The following is a 17,827-nucleotide window of genomic DNA, read 5'->3' as shown; positions in this document are numbered from 1 at the left end:
GCGGGGCGGGCTGATTACTCGGTTTTGTACACCGTGTTGCGCGGCCTGGCGAAAACCCGTCGCAGCATAGGCTCAAAAAATGCCAGTGGTTCGGTCTCATAGTCAGCATCAAAGGCGGGCGCGTCATACTTGGCGCAGAACTCGGCTGTGTACTGATATAGCGGGTGATCCTTGAACTGGTCGCGCAAGTGGCGATCCATGCCCAGGTGATGGAAAAAGTAATAGCCCTGGAAGATACCGTGCTTTTCAACCATCCACAGATTTTCTTCGCTGACAAAGGGCTTGAGGATAGCTGCGGCTACGTCGGGGTGGTTATAGCTGCCCAAGGTGTCACCGATGTCATGCAATAGCGCGCAGACAACGTATTCTTCATCGCGGCCATCGCGGTGCGCGCGCGTCGCGGTTTGCAGCGAATGTTGCAGGCGGTCGATCGGAAAACCGCCAAAATCGCCATCCAGCAGCAACAGGTGGGCGATGATACGATCAGGCAGTTCCTTGGCGAAGGGCCGGTAGTGATCGGCGATGATGCCCCAATCCTCGGCGGTACCTTCTTGCATGGCGCGAAACTGTGCACGTTGCTCACCCATGATTGATCTCCTCTTGTTTTGGTTTTGGGTCAGGCTGTAGGCGCATCATAGTCTTGCGCTGGGCAGCTGACTGTCGCGTTGCTGACAGTCGGCCCGACGCAACTTTTAGAAGCGGATGCGTCCAGTTAGCGCATCGCGCAGCATGACCCAGTCACCGAGCAGGCTATAAAAAGGGTAGGTAAAGGTAGCCGGCTTGTTGTGTTCGAAAAAGAAGTGGCCGACCCAGGCAAAGCCATAACCGGCCAGCGGAACGGCGAGCAGCCACCACCAGGCTTGGTTGAACAACGCGTAGGCCACGATCAGCAGAACCAGCGTGCTGCCGATGTAATGCAGACGGCGGCAACGGTCGTCGCGATGTTCGCTCAGGTAATAGGGATAGAATTCGGCGAAGTTGTTGAAGCGAGGCGCCGCTGTGTCTTGCGAGGGGGTCGGCATGGGGCCTCCTTGGGATTGGGAGTAACGATTCAGCAGGGGAATGGTGCTTTTCGCCCTCTCACTATAGTGAAGGCTGCGCAGTCGGCCATGGCCGTGCGCGCCAGATAGCTATCTGTTGGCGGCGATTTTATCTTGGAGGTCACTTTGTTCTATGATCGGCCTCCGAAACACCCTCTGACCCATAGGTCGAATAGACAAACCTGTTGCGAGAAAACATGGAGCACGCTGAACGGACTACATCTGCTGGCTGGGCCAGAGCCATCGCGCAGGCGCTGGAGGGTCGCGGCGTGAACGCCGCCGCCCTGTTCGATGAACTGGGTATCGATCCGGCTGTGATTGCGGATCCCGATGGTCGTATTCCACAGGATAATATGACCCGGTTGTGGCAACGTGCAGTGGCAGTGTCAAACAACTCGGCGATTGGTTTGAGCATGGCGCAGACCTTGCGTCCTGGCCATTTCAGCGTGGTGGGCTATGCGATGATGTCGAGTCGCACGCTGCTCGAGGGCTTTGGTCGCGTGATTCGCTACCAGCGGATTCTGGCCGAAGCCGCCGATCTGGCGTTGAGCGTGGAGCCGGGGTGCTACCGCATTACCTTTTCTATCCATGGGGACCGGCTACCCGCGCCACCGCAGAGCCATGAGGCCGCTATGGCCTACGCCCTGGCTTTCTGTCGCTGGATGACGGCAGAGCATATCCGACCTCTGCATGCCAGTTTTGCCATCCCCGAGCCGAGCGATATCAGCCCTTATGCCGAGCTGTTTGACTGCCCGCTGAGTTTTGCTGCGCCTACCTACAATCTGGCGTTGTCGCGTGAGGTAATGGAGGCGCCGCTGGCTTCGGCCAATGATATGTTGGCGCAGCTGCATGATCGGTTTGCTGGCGACTACCTGGCTCGTTTCGAATCCGACCCGGTTACCCATCAGGCGCGGCAGGTGCTGTGTCGCTTGCTGCCGCAGGGTGAGCCCAAGCGGCAAGCGGTGGCCAACGCCATGAAAGTCAGCACCCGGACCTTGCAGCGTCGTCTGCAGGAAGAGGGCATCAGCTTTCAACAGTTGCTAGAAAAGACCCGGCGGGAACTGGCGTTGCAGTATCTTGGTCAACCGCAACTCACGCTCTTTGAGATTGCCTGCATGCTCGGCTTTGCCGACCCCAGCAACTTTTTCCGGGCGTTCAAGCGCTGGTTTGGTCTCCCTCCGGGCCAGTATCGTGAGCAGGTGCTGCAGAACGCGCAGCCCGGTGAGCAATCGAGCACAGCGGAGGAATAATGCCAGTAGACGCCATCAGCGTGTTGCATCAACGGGTGTCGGTCCCGCGCCTGACCGGCCCGGCACCCACACTGGAACAACAAGAGACCATTTTCCAGGCGGCGCTACGGGCTCCGGATCATGCCTATCTGCGGCCTTGGCGTTTTCTCGTCATGCAGGGCGAGCAGCTTGAAGCCCTTGGTGAACTCTTCGGCCGGGCGGCATTGGCTGATACGCCGGATCTGTCAGCAGATACCTTGGCACGGTTTCAGGGCTTGCCGCTGCGCGCACCGCTATTGATCGTCGCCATCAGTTGTCATCAGGAGCATCCCAAGGTCCCGACCATTGAGCAGGATCTGGCCTGTGGCGCGGCGGTCAGCAATATGCTGTTGGCCGCTCACGCACTGGGCTTGGGCGCTGTATGGCGCACCGGTGCCTTGGCTTACCATCCCTTGGTCAAGCGCGGGTTGGGTATGGCCGATAACGAGCAGATCATCGCGTTCCTGTATATCGGACACCCCGCCGGTGAGCGCAAGCAGGTGCCGCAGTTGAATGTCGACGATTTTTTTCAGCCTTGGCCGCCGCAAGCCTAAGGCTGAAAGATTAACGGCGCACGTTCCCGCGCTTCAGTCCTGTTTCCTGGGCAGTTGGATGACTGCGCGCAAGCCGCCCTGCGGTGCGCGGCTGAATCGCAGACTACCGTTGTGCCGTGCAATGGCGCGGGCGGCAATGGTCAGCCCCAGTCCGTAGCCACTGTCGGCTGGCTGCCCTGGAACGCGCACGAAGGGCTCGCTCAGTCTGCCGAGCCAAGGCTCCGCTACGCCGGGCCCTTCATCTTCGATGCTGATTTCCCAGTGGGTGCCGGCAGGCTCTACGTTCAGTCGAATGTGCCCCGCTGGCGGGCTGAACCGCTGCGCGTTACGCAGCAGGTTGTCGAAGGCGCTGGCCAGTTGTTCCGGCCATCCGCGCAGCTCCAGATCGCTGGTGCCCTGCAGCTTTATGGTCAGCTCTGGCGTGGCAAACTGCGCGTCTTCGACCACTCGGGCCAATAGCGGGTCGAGGGCAAAGGTCTGCGCCGGGTCGGCCTCGCTGTCCAGACGGCTGAGGGTGAGAATGGCATCAATCAGACGGTCCAGTCGGTCGCACTCACGGTCCAGGCGTTGCCAGAGTGCAGCGTCTGCCGCCATATCACGCTGACTGCCCAGCGCCAGGCCGATGCGTAGTCTGGCCAATGGCGAGCGCAGTTCATGGGAAATGTCGCGCATCAGTTGCTGCTGGCTATCCAGCAGGTTCTGTACCTGCTCGGCCATCAGCCCGAACTGGCGAGAGAGAGCGCCGATTTCGTCACGCCGCTGGTTGATGCGAGCCAGTGCCGCACCTTCAAAGCGGCCGTGCCCCAGCGATTGCGCTGCCAGCCCCAGTTGGCGCAGGGGCGCAGTCAGGTAACGGCTGAGCAGCAGGCTGAGCAAGGCCAGTAATCCCATGCCCAGGGCAATGTTGAGCACCAGGCCGATGGGCGCCTGCTCGGCGTCCCACAAGTTGGGCCGAGCTATATGCAGAGTTATCAGGTAGTCCTGCTGGTCGGTTTGCCAGCTGAGTTGCAACAGGCGCCCGCGCGGTGGTGGGGGCGGATGGCGTGAAGCAGAGTCGGGTGGCGGGCCGAACCGTGGCAATCGCGGCAGTGTGCCGGGTAGCAGGCTGGTTGCGTTGGAGTCGAATAGCCGCGCACGGATGCGGTACTGGCGCCGCTGTTGTTCAAGCCAGGCCTGGGCGGCTGCGGCACCTTCGGTCTCATACCGGCTGGTCAACTGCGCGGCAAAATCACGCAACTGTGGGTTCAGCTGTAGCAGCAGCCAGTCCTGTTGCAATGCGCGACTGACCAGAAAGCCCGAGCCGCCCACCAGCAAGGTGGCAAGCCAGAGTACGGCGAAGACTTTCCAGAACAGACGCATCAATTTATACCCTCAGCGCGTGATTATTTCTTTTCGCAGGGCGGGCCGTCACGATGTTCGCGACGGTCACCCATGCGTTCGCGACGCTCCTCGCGCAGGCTTTCAGCCTTCTCGCGCTGCTCGGCGGTGAGTATGGCGTCCATGCGTGCCTTGCCTTCTTCACGCAATGCTCGCAGTTTAGCGCCTTGTTCTTCGTGGATCTGACGCAGCTGCGCTTGCTGCTCGGTAGTCAGCGACAGCTCTTTGGCCATGCGCTCCATGCCGCGTTCGTGGCGGTCACCCGGGCCGACTTCGGCCAGCAAGGCGCCAGACAGGGTGGTGGCGATAAGCAGGGTAGTCGCGAGTAGGATCTTTTTCATGATGATTCTCCGGTTTCGATCTGGCCGGCTTATCCGGTCATTGGCTACAGAGTTTAGGGAGTGCTGTGTCAGGGGTAGCCGTGGGAGAGTAAAGATTGTGTAAAGACCGAACTGGGCTTTGTCAGGCGGGGGCGTGTGGACTCAAGGGCTGAACAGATAGCCCCTGCCGCGAATTGACTGAATACGCGGATGGCCCTCGGGATGCGGGCCGAGTTTGCGCCGTAGATTACTGATGTGCATGTCCAGGCTGCGATCATAGCTGCCGAGCGCTTTGCCCAGCGCAACGCGCGACAGGGTCTGGCGGTCGACCAGTTGCCCCGGTTGCTCCATCAGGGTACGCAGAATCAGCGCCTCGCTTTGTGTCAGTTGCAATGGCTGGTCGTTGAGCCAAGTCAGTAGGCTGTCGACGTTGAGTCTCAAGCTGCCGGCCTGCAGCTGGTTGCTATCGGGGGCGACAGGCTGACTGCGACGTAGCAAGGCGCGCAGACGCGCGACCAGTTCGCGTGGATCACAAGGTTTTGCGAGGTAATCATCCGCACCCAGTTCCAGCCCCAGAATGCGATCTACCGGCTCGCCGCGGGCGCTGAGCATCAATAGTGGCGTCTGACAGCTCTGGCGCAGTTGGCGCAGGATTTCCAGCCCGTTCATGCCCGGCAGCATGACGTCGAGGATGATGGCCACGAAGTCGCCCTCGGTGGCAGTTTGCAGGCCACTGGGGCCGTCGTGTGCTGCGGTCAGGCTGAAGCCTTCAACCGCCAGCCAGTCGCTCAGGAGCTCGCAGAGTTCCTGATCATCATCGATGATCAGGACCGGGTGCGGCATCAGTTCAGCCATTCGTTACGCTTGCGTCGACCACCCTTGGCCAGCATGAAGCCCAATAGCAGGCTTACCGCGACGGTCAGGCCGCCGATCAGAAACCATTGCTGGCGCTGCTGCACCAGCTTGCTCTGCGCGCTGAGGCGCTCAGCCTGATTGGCATTGCGCAATTGCTGGTTTTCGTCCTGCAGTGCTTGCAGCTCTTCGCTTTGTCCGCTGCCGGCCAACTGGTCGGCAAGGCGCTGGCGTTCGGCTTCAACCTTGGCCAGTTCCGCCTGCAGGGTGCCCAGGTCATGCTGCTGGGTGGCGGTTGCCGGGTCGGCCGCGGGCTGGGCTGTGGCAGGTGTCTCCTGCGCCACGGCAGTGCCGGCAAGCAGGGCCGCGCTGAGCAGCAGGGCAGGGTAGGCGGCATGTCTGAACATGAAAAACATCCTTGATTAGGCCGGAAATACGCGTTTGAAAGGTTTTACCGTGACTTGCTGATACACACCGGCGGCGACGTAGGGGTCTGCGTCAGCCCAGGCCTGCGCCTGCTCCAGGGAGGCAAACTCGGCGACCACCAGGCTCCCGGTAAAGCCAGCACTGCCCGGATCGGCGGCATCGATGGCCGGGTGTGGCCCCGCCAGCAGCAGACGGCCCGCGTCCTGCAGGGTCTGCAGTCGAGCCAAGTGGTCTGGGCGGGCGGCCAGGCGATTGCTCAGGCTGTCGGCTTTATCGGTAGCCATGATGGCGTAGAACATCGCACTTCCTTGGGTCGGTGGTTATGTGTAGGGTGCCGGCATGCCCGAATCAGGTATTCGGGCAGCATCACAGCCGTTTAGGTGCTGGACAGGCTTAGGCGGCATAATAGGCGAAACACGCGCTGTCCCGTCAAGCGCTGCACTGGAAGGAGAGCCATTTGTTAGCCGATCTGCACATGCACAGTACCGCCTCTGACGGCGCGCTGGACCCCGCCGAATTGATGCGTCGCGCCAGTGCCGCCGGGGTAGAGTTGATTGCGCTGACCGACCATGACTGCGTTGACGGCCTGGCAGCGGCGTCGGAGACCGCACGCGACTTGGCTATGCGCTGGGTCAGTGGCGTAGAGATGTCGGCGCAGTGGCACGGCCATACGTTGCATATTCTTGGCTACGGCTTTGATCCGCACCACCAGGTTATGGTCCGGGCGCTGGCCGATGTTCGCGATGGTCGTTGGCGGCGCGCAGAGCAGATCAGTAAACGCCTGGAAGGTAAGCGGATGCCCGGGGCCTACGACGGCGCGGTAGCGGCTCAGCAGGCCGCCGGCGGTGATGTGGGTCAGCCACCGGGGCGGCCGCACTTCGCTGACTGGATGGTCAGTGCCGGTTACGTTGCCGACCGTGGCGAAGCGTTTCGCAAATGGCTGGGTGCAGGCAAGTTGGGTGACATCAAGCAGCATTGGCCTACCTTGCCGGAGGTGGTGCAGCAGATCCGCAGTGCCGGTGGCATGGCGGTGGTGGCGCATCCCTGGCACTACGGTCTGACCCGCAGCAAGCTTCGTGCACTGCTGCGTGAGTTCGCCGCGGCGGGTGGGCGCGGCATTGAAGTGGCCAATGGCAAACAGCCGGTGGATCAGGTGGCCTATCTGGGCAAGTTGTGTGTCGAGTTCGGCTTTCTGGCCAGCTCTGGCAGCGATTTTCATACGCCTGACTCGCCCTGGACCGGGCTCGGTGTGATGACGGCCATGCCGCCCGACTGTCAGCCGGTCTGGGAGGATCGGTTGTTCACCGGCTAGACTGACACTAACTAGCAGCATTTCCCCAAGCACCACGACAGAGGGTAGCGTTTTTCCATGAGCCAGTTTTTTCAAGTACATCCGGCCAATCCCCAGGCGCGTTTGGTGCGTCAGGCCGCCGACATCATTTTGCAGGGCGGCGTGGTTGCCTACCCGACTGACTCGGCCTATGCATTGGGCTGTCGGTTGGGTAACAAGGACGGGTTAGAGCGGATTCGCCGTCTGCGTCAGCTGGACGATAAGCACAACTTTACTCTGGTGTGCCGCGATCTCTCGGAGCTGGCGCTGTATGCCAAAGTCGACAACAGCATGTTCCGCCTGCTCAAGGCTAATACGCCTGGCGCCTATACCTTTATTCTCAATGCCACGACTGAGGTGCCGCGGCTGATGCTGCATCCCAAGCGGCGCACTGTCGGGCTGCGCATTCCCGATCACCAGATCACCCTGGACCTGCTGGAGGCATTGGGTGAGCCGCTGATGAGCGTGACCCTGATGCTGCCCAGCGATAACCTGCCGCTGACCGACCCTGAGCGCATTCGCGATCTGCTCGGCAAGCAGCTTGATCTGATCATCGACGGTGGCGCCTGCACGGTGGAGCCGACCACGGTGATCAGCCTGCTCAATGGCGAGGTGGAGGTGATGCGTGAAGGTCTGGGCGATCCCGAACCTTTTGGCGTCTCGCGCCGCGAGCTGCACGAAGGCTGAGCGCGAACGCTGACGTAGCCGGCAATATCGGTATAATCGCCGACAGATTACACATCACAGCCATATTACTGTTCAGGAGTTCCCCTTGAGTTCTGTTGATTCGCAGCGCCGGGTTTTGTCAGGCATGCGCCCCACCGGGCGTTTGCATCTGGGTCATTATCACGGCGTGCTGAAAAATTGGGTCAAGCTGCAGCACGAGTTCGAATGCTTCTTCTTCGCCGCCGACTGGCACGCGCTGACCACCCACTACGAGAATCCGCAGGACATCGAACAGAGCGTCTGGGACATGTTGATCGACTGGCTGGCCGCCGGCGTCAGTGGTAATTCGTCCACCCTGTTTATCCAGTCGCAGGTGCCCGAGCATGCCGAGTTGCACCTGTTGCTGTCGATGATGACCCCGGTCAGTTGGCTGGAGCGTGTACCCACCTACAAGGATCAGCAGGAAAAGCTCAAGGACAGAGACCTCGCCACTTATGGCTTTCTCGGCTATCCGCTGCTGCAAAGTGCCGACATCCTGATTTACCGTGCCGGCCAGGTACCGGTTGGTGCCGACCAGGTGGCGCACGTCGAAATCACCCGCGAAGTGGCCCGCCGCTTCAACCATCTGTACGGCAAGGAGCCGGGCTTTGAAGAAAAGGCCGAGGCCGCCGTGCACAAGATGGGCAAGAAGGCCGCCAAGCTCTACAACAACCTGCGCAAGGCGTATCAGGAGCAGGGCGACGCCGATGCGCTGGAAACCGCGCGGGCGCTGCTGAAAGAACAACAGAACATTACCCTGGGCGACAAGGAGCGGTTGTTCGGTTATCTGGAAGGCGGCGGCAAGGTGATCCTGCCCGAGCCCCAGGCGCTGCTGACGCCGGACTCCAAGATGCCGGGCCTGGACGGCCAGAAGATGTCCAAGTCTTACGGCAACACCATTACTCTGCGCGACACCACTGATGAAGTGTCGGAGAAGGTTCGCCGCATGCCGACCGACCCGGCCCGCGTACGCCGTACCGATCCCGGCAATCCCGACAAGTGCCCGGTGTATCAGCTGCATCAGGTGTATACCGATAAAGCCACCCACGATTGGGTACAGGAAGGCTGCCGCAGCGCCGGCATTGGTTGTATCGACTGCAAGAAGCCCATTATCGATGCCATCAGCAGCGAGCTGGCGCCCATGCAGCAGCGTGCGCGCGAATATGAAGCCAATCCCGATGCGGTCCGCCTGATTCTCAATGAAGGTACCGAGCGAGCCCGCGAAGCGGCGCGCGACACCCTGATCGAAGTGCGCCAGGCCATGGGCCTGCACTACCGGCAATGATGCATGGCTGACCAGCCGCAGGACGCAGCGGTCGGCCCAGAGGCTGAATCCGCCATTCGCCCCGCCAAACCCCTGGCGCTGGGTGGCGGCGGCCAGCAGGAACTGCCCTTTGCCATGGTCTACGGGCAGAAATACACGGAGATGCCCCAGGACCTTTACATTCCGCCCGAAGCGCTCGAGGTCTTTCTCGAAGCCTTTGAAGGTCCGCTTGACCTGTTGCTTTACCTTATTCGCAAACAGAACATCGATATTCTGGATATCCCGGTCGCGGAAATTACCCGCCAGTACATGGGCTATGTCGAACTGATGAAGGTCGTACGACTCGAGTTGGCGGCGGAGTATCTGGTGATGGCGGCCATGCTGGCAGAGATCAAGTCACGGCTGCTGCTGCCACGCCCAGAACTGGAAGAGGACGAAGAGCACGATCCGCGGGCTGAGTTGATTCGCCGTCTGCAGGAGTACGAACGCTTCAAGAAAGCTGCGGAAGATATCGATGGCCTGCCGCGTGAAGGCAGAGACTTCCAGCAGGCGCAGGTCGAGGTGCCGGAATACCCGTCGCGTAAGCCGCACCCCGAGGTCGACATGCAGGAGATGCTGCTCGCACTGTCTGAGGTGCTGCGCCGGGCCGACATGTTTGAAAGTCATCAGGTAACTCGTGAGGCGCTCTCCACCCGCGAACGCATGGCTGAGGTACTGGATCGCCTCAAGGCCGGCCACTTTGTGCCCTTTGTCAGCCTGTTCAGTGCCAGCGAGGGCAAACTGGGCGTGGTAGTAACCTTCATGGCGGTGCTCGAGCTGATCAAGGAACAACTGGTTGAACTGGTGCAGAGCGAGCCCTTTGCGCCCATTCACGTCAAGGCGAGAGGTGAGGATGAGTCAGCCACCGATTGAACACATTCTGGAAGCGGCCTTGCTGGCGGCCGGGCGTCCCTTGTCGCTCGACAGGCTGCGTGAGCTCTTTGATGAGGACAAGCTGCCGGGCAATGAGGACTTGCGCAAGGCGCTGGCCAAGCTCGAAAAGCACTATGCCAAACGGGCGATTGAGCTGAAGGAGATTGCCAGCGGGTGGCGCCTGCAGGTTCGTGAGGCCTACACGCCCTGGGTCAGCCGTCTGTGGGAGGAGCGCCCGCAGCGCTACTCGCGCGCGTTGCTGGAGACCCTGGCGCTGGTGGCCTACCGGCAGCCGATCACGCGCGGCGAAATCGAGGATATTCGCGGCGTGGCGGTCAGCAGCCAGATTGTGAAAACACTACTTGAGCGCGAGTGGGTACGCATCGTCGGCCACCGTGATGTGCCGGGTCGCCCGGCGATGTACGCCACTACCCGGCAGTTTCTCGACTATTTCAACCTGCGCAGCCTCAATGAGCTGCCGCCGCTGGCCGCTATTCGCGATCTTGATGACCTGGAGCCACAGCTCCAGCTGCACGACGAAGGTGTGGATGCGGCGGAAGACGTGGATACCCCTTGGATGCCTGTTGAACCGCTCAAGCCGCTTGAGGCCGCGCAGGGGGAAGGCGGCTTCCGGCATTTACTGGATGAGCTGAACGCGATGGAAGCCAACCTGAAGAGCGATTTTGATGACCTGCCGGTCTCGGACCTGTCGGTCCGCTCAGTAGGCGATGCTGGTGACGAGACAGACTCTTCGGACGAGTGAACTGGCTGGCGAGCCGCGCTGGTGCTATTCTTCGCGGCCTTGATACATTCCTACACCGGGAGGTGCCCGCATGACAGAGTCAAACGAATCCCCAACCATCCCCGCCGCTGGCGAAAAACTGCAGAAAGTCTTGGCCCGCATGGGCTTGGGTTCGCGCCGCGAGGTCGAAGGCTGGATTTCCGCCGGCCGTGTCAGCGTCAACGGCAATGTTGCAGAACTCGGCTGCCGGGTCGACAGTCTCGACCAGATCAGCGTCGACGGCCGTCCTCTCAAGCGCGACCTGAATACCGAAGTCGTGCGTCGCGTCATGCTCTACAACAAGCCCGAAGGCGAAGTCTGCACCCGCGATGACCCGGAAGGCCGTCCCACCGTCTTTGATCGCCTGCCGCGCCTCAAACAGGGTCGCTGGATCAACGTCGGCCGTCTCGATATCAACACCACCGGGCTGCTGCTGTTCACCACCGACGGTGAGCTGGCCAACCGCCTGATGCATCCTTCCTATCAGATGGACCGCGAATACGCGGTGCGCGTGATGGGCGAGGTTGAGGATGAAATGATCGAGCGCCTGAAAGAAGGCGTCATGCTGGAAGACGGCCCGGCCAAGTTTACCGATGTGGTTGCCTCGGGTGGCGAGGGCATCAATCGCTGGTTCCATGTTTGCCTGCTGGAAGGTCGTAACCGCGAGGTACGCCGCCTGTGGGAATCCCAGGGGCTGCGCGTAAACCGTCTCAAGCGCGTGCGTTTCGGACCGGTGTTCCTTGGTCCCGAGTTGCCGGTTGGCCGCTGGCGCGAACTCAAGCAGAACGAGCTGGACGCCCTGAGTCAGGAAGTTGGCCTTGAACCCATTGCGCTGCCGGCGATGAAAGCCAGCGAGAAGGAAAAGCAGCAGCGTCTGGCGCGCAAGCCGTCGATGCACCAGGCACGTCAGCCGCGCCGAACCAAGGTGCCCAAGGGGCGCTGAGCGATTGCTGCAACAGGTATGAGAAAGGGCCCTGCGGTGTTTAACCGCAGGGCCCTTTTTTCGCTTATTGCGCGGCTTCGATACAAACCCGATTACGGCCCTGGCGCTTGGCATCGTACATAAGCTGGTCGCCGCGGTTAATCAGGCTGCTGGCGTTATCTTCGGCGCGCAGAGTGGCGAGCCCAAGGCTGACGGTGAGGGGGATCGGTTGGCCGTCCAGCTCGAATTGCATATTTTCGACCGACTTGCGAATACGCTCGGCCACCATGCGACCGGCGCCAAGCGATGTACTGTTCAGCAGCACAACAAACTCCTCTCCGCCCAGACGATAAAGCCCGTCCACTGATCGCAGCGACTCCGTAACGCAGTTGGCCACGGCCTTGAGAGCCGCGTCGCCATAGGCATGACCATAGCGATCATTGACCTGCTTGAAATGATCGATGTCCAGTACCAGCAAGGAGAGTGGCTGCTGACTGCGATGGCTTTGCCGGATGTCGCGCTCCAGATTCTGGTTCAGTGCCAAGCGGTTGCTGGTACCGGTCAGGCTGTCGTTCAGTGCGTCGCGCAGCGCCTCGCGGTACATGAGCGCATTGCGCAGCGGAAACAGCAGGGTGCCCAGCAGGGTTTCGATTGCCAGCAGTTCGTTTTCGGCGAAGCGTTGCTGGCGGCTGAATTGCAGCTCTCCCAGATAGTTACCAGCGTGTGAGATGCGATAGCTACAGCGGTGCAGGGCAGGTTGGCCTACCTGAATGGGGCTAGGGTCGGCGTTGTTCTTGTATTCCAGAGCATCAACCTGCAACAGCTCCTGCAGCCCTTTGTGGAACAGGCTCAGTACCTGACCCACTTCAAGCGTGGTTTGCAGATTGTGCAGCAGCTGCCGTTGTACAGTCTCGAACTGACTGCCTTGCTTGGCCAGTTTGCGGCGCGTGCTGGCGCTTTTTGTGCTCTGATCAAGCTTCAGGCGGGCGGTATCGAAGTCGATGGTGTTTCCCTGCACATGCATCATGGCGAATCCTGATATAGGGTCTTATGCAGGATACGAAGCAAGCAATGTGCCAGTATTTAAAATGTATTTATTTCAATGGCTTGTGAAGTTCTTGTGAGAGGTGGTGGCAGCGAGGCGGCAAAAAATTGCCGCCCCGGCAGTAGGTGTTGCCGCTCCTGGGGGCTGAGTGACAAAAAACCGACTATTGCGCGTCCAGCGCCTGGCCGTTGGTGCCTCGGCTGTCAGAACCGAGCAGGTAGAGAAAGGCCGGCATGATGGCGCTGGGTTCCGGGTTGTTCTCTGCGGGCTCGTTGGGATAAGCCTTGGCCCGCATCTTGGTGCGGGTAGCGCCGGGGTTCAAACTGTTGACGCGAATCTCGCTGGTGCCGTCCTGCTCGTCTGCCAGCGTCTGCATCAGACCTTCCACGGCAAACTTGCTGACCGCGTAGGGCCCCCAGTAGGCGCGGCCCTTGCGCCCGACGCTGGATGAGAGCAATACCACCGAGGCATCGGGGGCAGCTCGCAGCAGTGGCATCATGGTCTTGGTCAGCAGAAAGGGGGCGTTTACGTTGACCTGCATGACCTTCAGCCAGGCGTCGGCCTTGACCGTGTCCATCAGCGTGCGTGGGCCGAGTTCCGCCGCGTTGTGGACCAGACCATCCAGCTTGCCGAAGGTGTCAAATAACTGGTCGGCGAGATCCTCGTAGTCTTTCTCGAGTGCTGTTTCCAGGTTCAAGGGGCACAGCGCGGGGCGCGGGTGGCCGGCAGCTTCGATTTCGTCGTAAACCGCTTCCAGCTTGCTCAGGGTGCGGCCGACCAGCACGACGGTCGCGCCGTGGGCGGCACAGCTCAGAGCGCAGGCACGGCCGATGCCATCGCCGGCGCCGGTAATCAAAATGACGCGATCCTTGAGCAGGTTGGCGGGGGCTGTGTAGTCAAACATGTGATCTCTCCTCGGCGCGCCGCGCTTCCAGCCAGGGGCGAAGTGCGGCGGCATTCTTGATGCTGTGGGTGGCGTTCCAAGTGGCGGGATCGTCGCCGGCCGGTATATAGCCATACAACGCGGCGACGGTGGCGGTGCCTGCGGCTTTGCCGGCCTGAATGTCGCGCAGGTGGTCGCCGACAAAGACGCAGCCCCGTGGGTCCACGCCCAGTTCGGCACACGCCTTGAGTACGGGCTCGGCATGCGGTTTGCCGTGGGTGACCTGATCAGGGCAAACCAATGTGCGGCAGCGCTCGCCCAAACCCATGGCGTCAATCAGCGGAATGCTGAAACGACTCATCTTGTTGGTCACCACACCCCAGGGCAGACCTTCGTCGTCCAGCCAGTCGAGCAGCTCGCTGATGCCCGGGAAGGGCCGGGTCTGGCCGCCCAGCTGGCGGGCGTAGCGCTGCAGAAAATCGTCACGCAAGGCGTCAAAACCGTCTTCATCAGGGCGCATGGCAAAGGCGGTGCACAGCATGCCAACGGAGCCGTCGGATACCTGGCTGCGCACCAGACTGGTATCGATCTCCGGGCGGCCGTGCTCGCGCAGCATGGCTTCTATGATGCCCATGAAGTCGTCGACAGTATCCAGCAGAGTGCCGTCCAGATCGAACAGGACACTGTTCAGCATCAGGCATCGGCTCCGCGCTGGCAGTGAATCATGTAGTTGACGTCGACGTTGGCTTCCAGCTTGTAGGTTTTGGTGATCGGGTTGAAGGTCAGGCCGATCATGTCGAGCAGGTTCAAGCCAGCTTCGCGAGACCAGCCCCCCAGCTCGGCGGGACGGATGAACTTGGCGAATTCGTGGGTGCCGCGCGGCAACATGCGCAGCACGTATTCGGCACCAACGATGGCGAACAGGAAGGACTTGGGATTGCGATTGATGGTTGAAAAGAACACATGGCCACCGGGCTTGACCAATTTGGCGCAGGCGCGAATTACTGAGCTTGGGTCGGGTACGTGTTCGAGCATTTCCAGGCAGGTAACGACGTCAAAGCGGCCGGCATGCTGCTCGGCAAACTCCTCTGCGGTGCTTTGCTCGTAGGTTACGGCTACGCCGGATTCCAACTGGTGCAATCGCGCCACAGACAGCGGCGCTTCGCCCATGTCTATGCCGGTGACTGTTGCGCCGCGCTGTGCCATGGCTTCGGCCAGGATGCCGCCGCCACAACCCACATCAAGTACCTCCTTGCCTGCCAGTGACGCACGCTCGTCGATCCAGTTAGTACGCAGCGGATTGATTTCATGCAACGGCTTGAACTCACTGTTGCGATCCCACCAACGGCTGGCGAGTGCTTCGAACTTGGCGATTTCTGCCCGATCGACGTTAAGACTCATGTGTATCCCCTTTGCGAATGCGTGTGGCCAGTTCAGTGGCCTGCTGCAACATCGGACCGGTATCCAGAGAGCAGAGTTTCCCTGCGCGGAGTTTCGGTTTGCCGGCAACCCAGACGTCGGACACCTGGGCTGCATTGCAGGCGTAAAGTAGTTGTGAAACCGGGTGGTAGATCGGTTGTTGAGCCAGACCTGATAGATCGATAGCGGTCAGGTCGGCCGCTTTACCCACTTCCAGGGAGCCGATCTCATCGCTTAACCCCAATGCCTGCGCCCCCCCCAGGGTGGCCATGTGCAGTGCCGCGTGGGCGTCCAGCGCGGTTGGCTCGCCGGCTGTCAGCTTGGCCAGCAGGGCTGCGGTACGCATCTCGCCGAGCATATCCAGATCGTTGTTGCTGGCAGCGCCGTCGGTGCCCAAGGCAACGTTGACTTGCTGATTGAGTAGCTGTTGTACCGGCGTGGCGCCGCTGGCCAGTTTCATGTTGGATTCGGGGCAGTGAATAACCTGCACGCCGTATTCGCTCAGCAGCTTGAGATCGTCGTCGTTTATCTGGGTGACATGCACGGCCTGCAGTCGTGGGCTGAGCAGGCCGAGTTGTTGCAGGCGCTGCAGCGGGCGTTGGCCGGTCAGACGCTCCGCCTCTTCGACTTCAAAGGCGGTTTCATGAATATGCATGTGGATCGGCAGATCGAGTTCATCGGCCAGAGTACGCACCCGGGTCAGGGTTTCATCGCTCACGGTGTAAGGTGCGTGGGGGCCGAAAGCAACGCTGATCAGCGGGTTGTGGCGGGTTTCATCATGCAGTTTCAGACCCTTGGCGATGGCTTCTGCGCTGTCCTTTGCGCCAGGTATCGGGTTATCGATCACCGGGAACGCCAGTTGCGCGCGGATGCCGGCCTCTGTTGCGGCGGTGGCAGCCACTTCCGGGTAGAAATACATGTCGGAAAAACAGGTGGTGCCGCCGCGCAGCATCTCGGCAATCGCCAGCTCTGTTCCCAGGCGCACAAAATCGGCATTGACCCAGCGGCCTTCGGCTGGCCATATATGATCAGTAAGCCAGGTCATCAGTGGCAGATCGTCGGCCAAGCCGCGGAACAGGCTCATCGCGGCATGACCATGGGCGTTGACCAGTCCGGGGATCAGCAGGTGATCCGGCAATTCTCGGCGTTCGCGAACCTTTAGGTCGGCGGTCTGCTCGGCCGGCAGGAGAGCGACAATGCGGCCTTGGTGCACTGCCAGCGCGTGGTGTTCCAGTACCAGCCCGCGCGGCACGACCGGCACTATCCAGCGCGGGACCAGCAGCAGGTCGAGTTCGTCGGGTAGGGTAGTCATATCGAGTTCGCCTTGTTTCATGGTCGCGAGTATAACCTTAGGTGGGAGGGGCGTGCAGGGGATTAAATGCGGCAAACGCGCCGCAGCGCAGCGGCGGGAGAAGGTCCAGGCAGTCAGATCAAAATAAGGAGAGCTCGCTATGTTGCAGTCCAAAACACTGAGTGGTGAGCAAGTTTCGCTTGAATCCATTGAATGGTTGAGTAACCGCCGCCTGCGCCTGCTGGACCAACGCAGGCTGCCGGATCGAATAGCCTACTGCGAATGTAGCTCGGCGCCGGAAGTAGCAGAGGCTATCGCCAGTATGACGGTGCGCGGTGGTCCGGCGATCGGGATTGCTGCAGCCTATGGCATCGTCCTGGCGGCGCAGGCCATAGGGACGAGTGAAGATTGGGGCGCCGCGCTGGCGGCAGATTTCGAGTTGTTGGAGGGCGCGCAGTCAACGGCCATTAGCCTGACTTGGGCGCTGGGCATTATGCGTGAAACCCTGCGTAAGCCGAGCCTGCAACAGGACGTGCCGGCGCGCTTGCTGCAAGCGGCCATTGCAGTGCACGAAAGTGATCGCGAAGGCAATCGCAGTATGGCGCGGCTTGGCGTGCAGGTGATCGGGCGGCGGCACAAGAAGCCGCAACGGATCATGCTGCACTCCAATGATGGTGCTTTGGCCAGTGGTGGCTGCGGCACTGCGCTTGGCGTAGTAATCGCCGCGCATGAGGCGGGCCTGGTGGAACGGGTGTACATCAGCGAAACCCGGCCGTTGTTGCAGGGCTCGCGCTTGACGGCGTGGGAGCTGGCACAGGCCGGCGTGCCGGCACAATTACATATCGACAGCGCCGCCGCGCACCTGATGAAAAGTGAAGACATCAATTGGGTGGTGGTCGCGGCTGATCGCATCGCGGCCAACGGTGATGCGATTTGCAAGATTGGCACCTATGCCTTGGCGGTACTGGCCATGCACCATGGTCTGCGGTTTATGGTGGTGGCTTCCAGCTCCTGCCTCGACGTGGAGCTGGAGGTAGGTGACGATCTGCCGCTGGAGGAGCGCTCCAGTCGTGAGTTGTTGCAGTTGGGTGAGCGCAACATCGATACCGGTACGCCAGTCAGTAATCCGGTGTTTGATGTCACGCCGGCCGACCTGATTGATGTGATCGTCACCGAGAAGGGTGTGGTCGAGCGACCGGACGAGAAAAAATTGGCAGACCTGGTCAGTCGCCGACGACTGCACTGAGATAACCCAAATGCCTCTGCTGGCCCCTGAGCGCCTCTCAGGGGCCTTTTCGCCCTCTGCTTAATGCTCCCTCCCATGTCCTGTCTGTGGTATCCTGTGCGGCTTTGATCGGGCGGATAGCGCGGTGTCGTAGACAAATCGCTGCCGCCTTCGCGGGCGGGCGCTGCCTTCCACCTTGTGCGCTTGAATAAT

At 60.9% G+C, this 17,827-nt stretch carries 20 protein-coding genes and 1 pseudogene; 9 read left to right on the top strand and 12 right to left on the bottom strand.

The genetic code is table 11. From position 1 onward, the window contains the following. Positions 1 to 14: 14 nt before the first annotated feature. Positions 15 to 587 carry an HD domain-containing protein gene (locus V7747_RS12870; protein ID WP_335616424.1) on the bottom strand — a complete coding sequence of 191 codons (573 nt, stop codon included), beginning with the start codon at positions 585 to 587 and terminating at the stop codon, positions 15 to 17. Positions 588 to 692: 105 nt separating this feature from the next. Beyond that, positions 693 to 1,022, bottom strand: coding sequence for a DUF962 domain-containing protein (locus tag V7747_RS12865; RefSeq protein ID WP_335616423.1), 330 nt, complete (start codon positions 1,020 to 1,022; stop codon positions 693 to 695). A gap of 215 nt (positions 1,023 to 1,237) precedes the next feature. Here V7747_RS12865 and V7747_RS12860 point away from each other — a divergent pair, with 215 nt between their 5' ends. Further along, on the top strand, positions 1,238 to 2,290 hold the full coding sequence (locus V7747_RS12860; protein WP_335616422.1) for an AraC family transcriptional regulator: 1,053 nt from the start codon (positions 1,238 to 1,240) through the stop codon (positions 2,288 to 2,290). Continuing rightward, the gene (locus V7747_RS12855; protein WP_335616421.1) at positions 2,290 to 2,862 is read left to right on the top strand and encodes a nitroreductase family protein; all 573 of its coding nucleotides are present in this window, start codon (positions 2,290 to 2,292) and stop codon (positions 2,860 to 2,862) included. The genes V7747_RS12860 and V7747_RS12855 overlap by 1 nt, the downstream gene beginning before the upstream one ends. Before the next feature lie 33 nt (positions 2,863 to 2,895). Here V7747_RS12855 and V7747_RS12850 read toward each other — a convergent pair whose 3' ends face one another. From V7747_RS12850 to V7747_RS12830, 5 genes are all read right to left on the bottom strand, one after another. Then, positions 2,896 to 4,221, bottom strand: coding sequence for a HAMP domain-containing sensor histidine kinase (locus V7747_RS12850; RefSeq protein WP_335616420.1), 1,326 nt, complete (start codon positions 4,219 to 4,221; stop codon positions 2,896 to 2,898). 23 nt (positions 4,222 to 4,244) lie between these two features. Beyond that, on the bottom strand, positions 4,245 to 4,580 hold the full coding sequence (locus V7747_RS12845) for a Spy/CpxP family protein refolding chaperone (RefSeq protein ID WP_335616419.1): 336 nt from the start codon (positions 4,578 to 4,580) through the stop codon (positions 4,245 to 4,247). A gap of 141 nt (positions 4,581 to 4,721) precedes the next feature. After that, a complete protein-coding gene (locus tag V7747_RS12840; protein WP_335616418.1) occupies positions 4,722 to 5,414 on the bottom strand; it encodes a response regulator transcription factor in 693 nt (230 codons plus the stop codon). After that, positions 5,402 to 5,818: a hypothetical protein gene (locus tag V7747_RS12835; RefSeq protein ID WP_335616417.1), complete on the bottom strand. Its 417-nt coding sequence runs from the start codon at positions 5,816 to 5,818 to the stop codon at positions 5,402 to 5,404. Before V7747_RS12835 ends, V7747_RS12840 begins: the two co-directional genes overlap by 13 nt. Positions 5,819 to 5,833: 15 nt before the next feature. Then, positions 5,834 to 6,136 carry a YciI family protein gene (locus V7747_RS12830; RefSeq protein WP_335616416.1) on the bottom strand — a complete coding sequence of 101 codons (303 nt, stop codon included), beginning with the start codon at positions 6,134 to 6,136 and terminating at the stop codon, positions 5,834 to 5,836. 158 nt (positions 6,137 to 6,294) lie between these two features. Here V7747_RS12830 and V7747_RS12825 point away from each other — a divergent pair, with 158 nt between their 5' ends. The 6 genes and pseudogenes from V7747_RS12825 to rluB form a co-directional block, all read left to right on the top strand. Further along, positions 6,295 to 7,149: a PHP domain-containing protein gene (locus tag V7747_RS12825; RefSeq protein ID WP_335616415.1), complete on the top strand. Its 855-nt coding sequence runs from the start codon at positions 6,295 to 6,297 to the stop codon at positions 7,147 to 7,149. Between the two features lie 57 nt (positions 7,150 to 7,206). Continuing rightward, on the top strand, positions 7,207 to 7,854 hold the full coding sequence (locus V7747_RS12820) for an L-threonylcarbamoyladenylate synthase (protein WP_335616414.1): 648 nt from the start codon (positions 7,207 to 7,209) through the stop codon (positions 7,852 to 7,854). A gap of 85 nt (positions 7,855 to 7,939) precedes the next feature. Beyond that, entirely contained in the window at positions 7,940 to 9,157 is a 1,218-nt protein-coding gene (locus V7747_RS12815) for a tryptophan--tRNA ligase (RefSeq protein WP_335609306.1), read from the top strand. 114 nt (positions 9,158 to 9,271) lie between these two features. After that, positions 9,272 to 10,048, top strand: a complete 777-nt coding sequence (locus V7747_RS12810; RefSeq protein WP_335616523.1) for a segregation and condensation protein A — start codon at positions 9,272 to 9,274, stop codon at positions 10,046 to 10,048. Then, positions 10,023 to 10,811 carry an SMC-Scp complex subunit ScpB gene (gene scpB, locus V7747_RS12805; RefSeq protein WP_442909255.1) on the top strand — a complete coding sequence of 263 codons (789 nt, stop codon included), beginning with the start codon at positions 10,023 to 10,025 and terminating at the stop codon, positions 10,809 to 10,811. Before V7747_RS12810 ends, scpB begins: the two co-directional genes overlap by 26 nt. Positions 10,812 to 10,881: 70 nt before the next feature. Further along, positions 10,882 to 11,757, top strand: a pseudogene (gene rluB, locus V7747_RS12800) (23S rRNA pseudouridine(2605) synthase RluB); the annotation flags it as partial. Positions 11,758 to 11,836: 79 nt separating this feature from the next. Here rluB and V7747_RS12795 read toward each other — a convergent pair. The 5 genes from V7747_RS12795 to V7747_RS12775 all read right to left on the bottom strand — a co-directional run bounded on the left by V7747_RS12795 (position 11,837) and on the right by V7747_RS12775 (position 16,410). Continuing rightward, positions 11,837 to 12,778: a GGDEF domain-containing protein gene (locus V7747_RS12795; protein ID WP_335616412.1), complete on the bottom strand. Its 942-nt coding sequence runs from the start codon at positions 12,776 to 12,778 to the stop codon at positions 11,837 to 11,839. 181 nt (positions 12,779 to 12,959) lie between these two features. Next, complete coding sequence (locus V7747_RS12790) at positions 12,960 to 13,700, bottom strand: YciK family oxidoreductase (protein ID WP_335616411.1); 741 nt, start codon at positions 13,698 to 13,700, stop codon at positions 12,960 to 12,962. Further along, positions 13,693 to 14,373, bottom strand: coding sequence for an HAD family hydrolase (locus tag V7747_RS12785; RefSeq protein WP_335616410.1), 681 nt, complete (start codon positions 14,371 to 14,373; stop codon positions 13,693 to 13,695). Before V7747_RS12785 ends, V7747_RS12790 begins: the two co-directional genes overlap by 8 nt. Further along, positions 14,373 to 15,080 (bottom strand): bifunctional 2-polyprenyl-6-hydroxyphenol methylase/3-demethylubiquinol 3-O-methyltransferase UbiG, encoded by a 708-nt coding sequence (gene ubiG / locus V7747_RS12780; RefSeq protein WP_335616409.1) that lies wholly within the window; start codon positions 15,078 to 15,080, stop codon positions 14,373 to 14,375. The genes V7747_RS12785 and ubiG overlap by 1 nt, the downstream gene beginning before the upstream one ends. Next, the gene (locus tag V7747_RS12775; protein ID WP_335616408.1) at positions 15,070 to 16,410 is read right to left on the bottom strand and encodes a TRZ/ATZ family hydrolase; all 1,341 of its coding nucleotides are present in this window, start codon (positions 16,408 to 16,410) and stop codon (positions 15,070 to 15,072) included. The genes ubiG and V7747_RS12775 overlap by 11 nt, the downstream gene beginning before the upstream one ends. A gap of 142 nt (positions 16,411 to 16,552) precedes the next feature. On the opposite strand from V7747_RS12775, the gene mtnA reads away from it, so the two are divergent. Further along, a complete protein-coding gene (gene mtnA / locus V7747_RS12770) occupies positions 16,553 to 17,635 on the top strand; it encodes an S-methyl-5-thioribose-1-phosphate isomerase (RefSeq protein WP_335616522.1) in 1,083 nt (360 codons plus the stop codon). Positions 17,636 to 17,827 lie beyond the last annotated feature (192 nt).

It is taken from the genome of Halopseudomonas sp., assembly GCF_036960865.1.
GTDB lineage: Bacteria > Pseudomonadota > Gammaproteobacteria > Pseudomonadales > Pseudomonadaceae > Halopseudomonas.
This window is presented reverse-complemented; position numbering and strand designations above follow the sequence as displayed.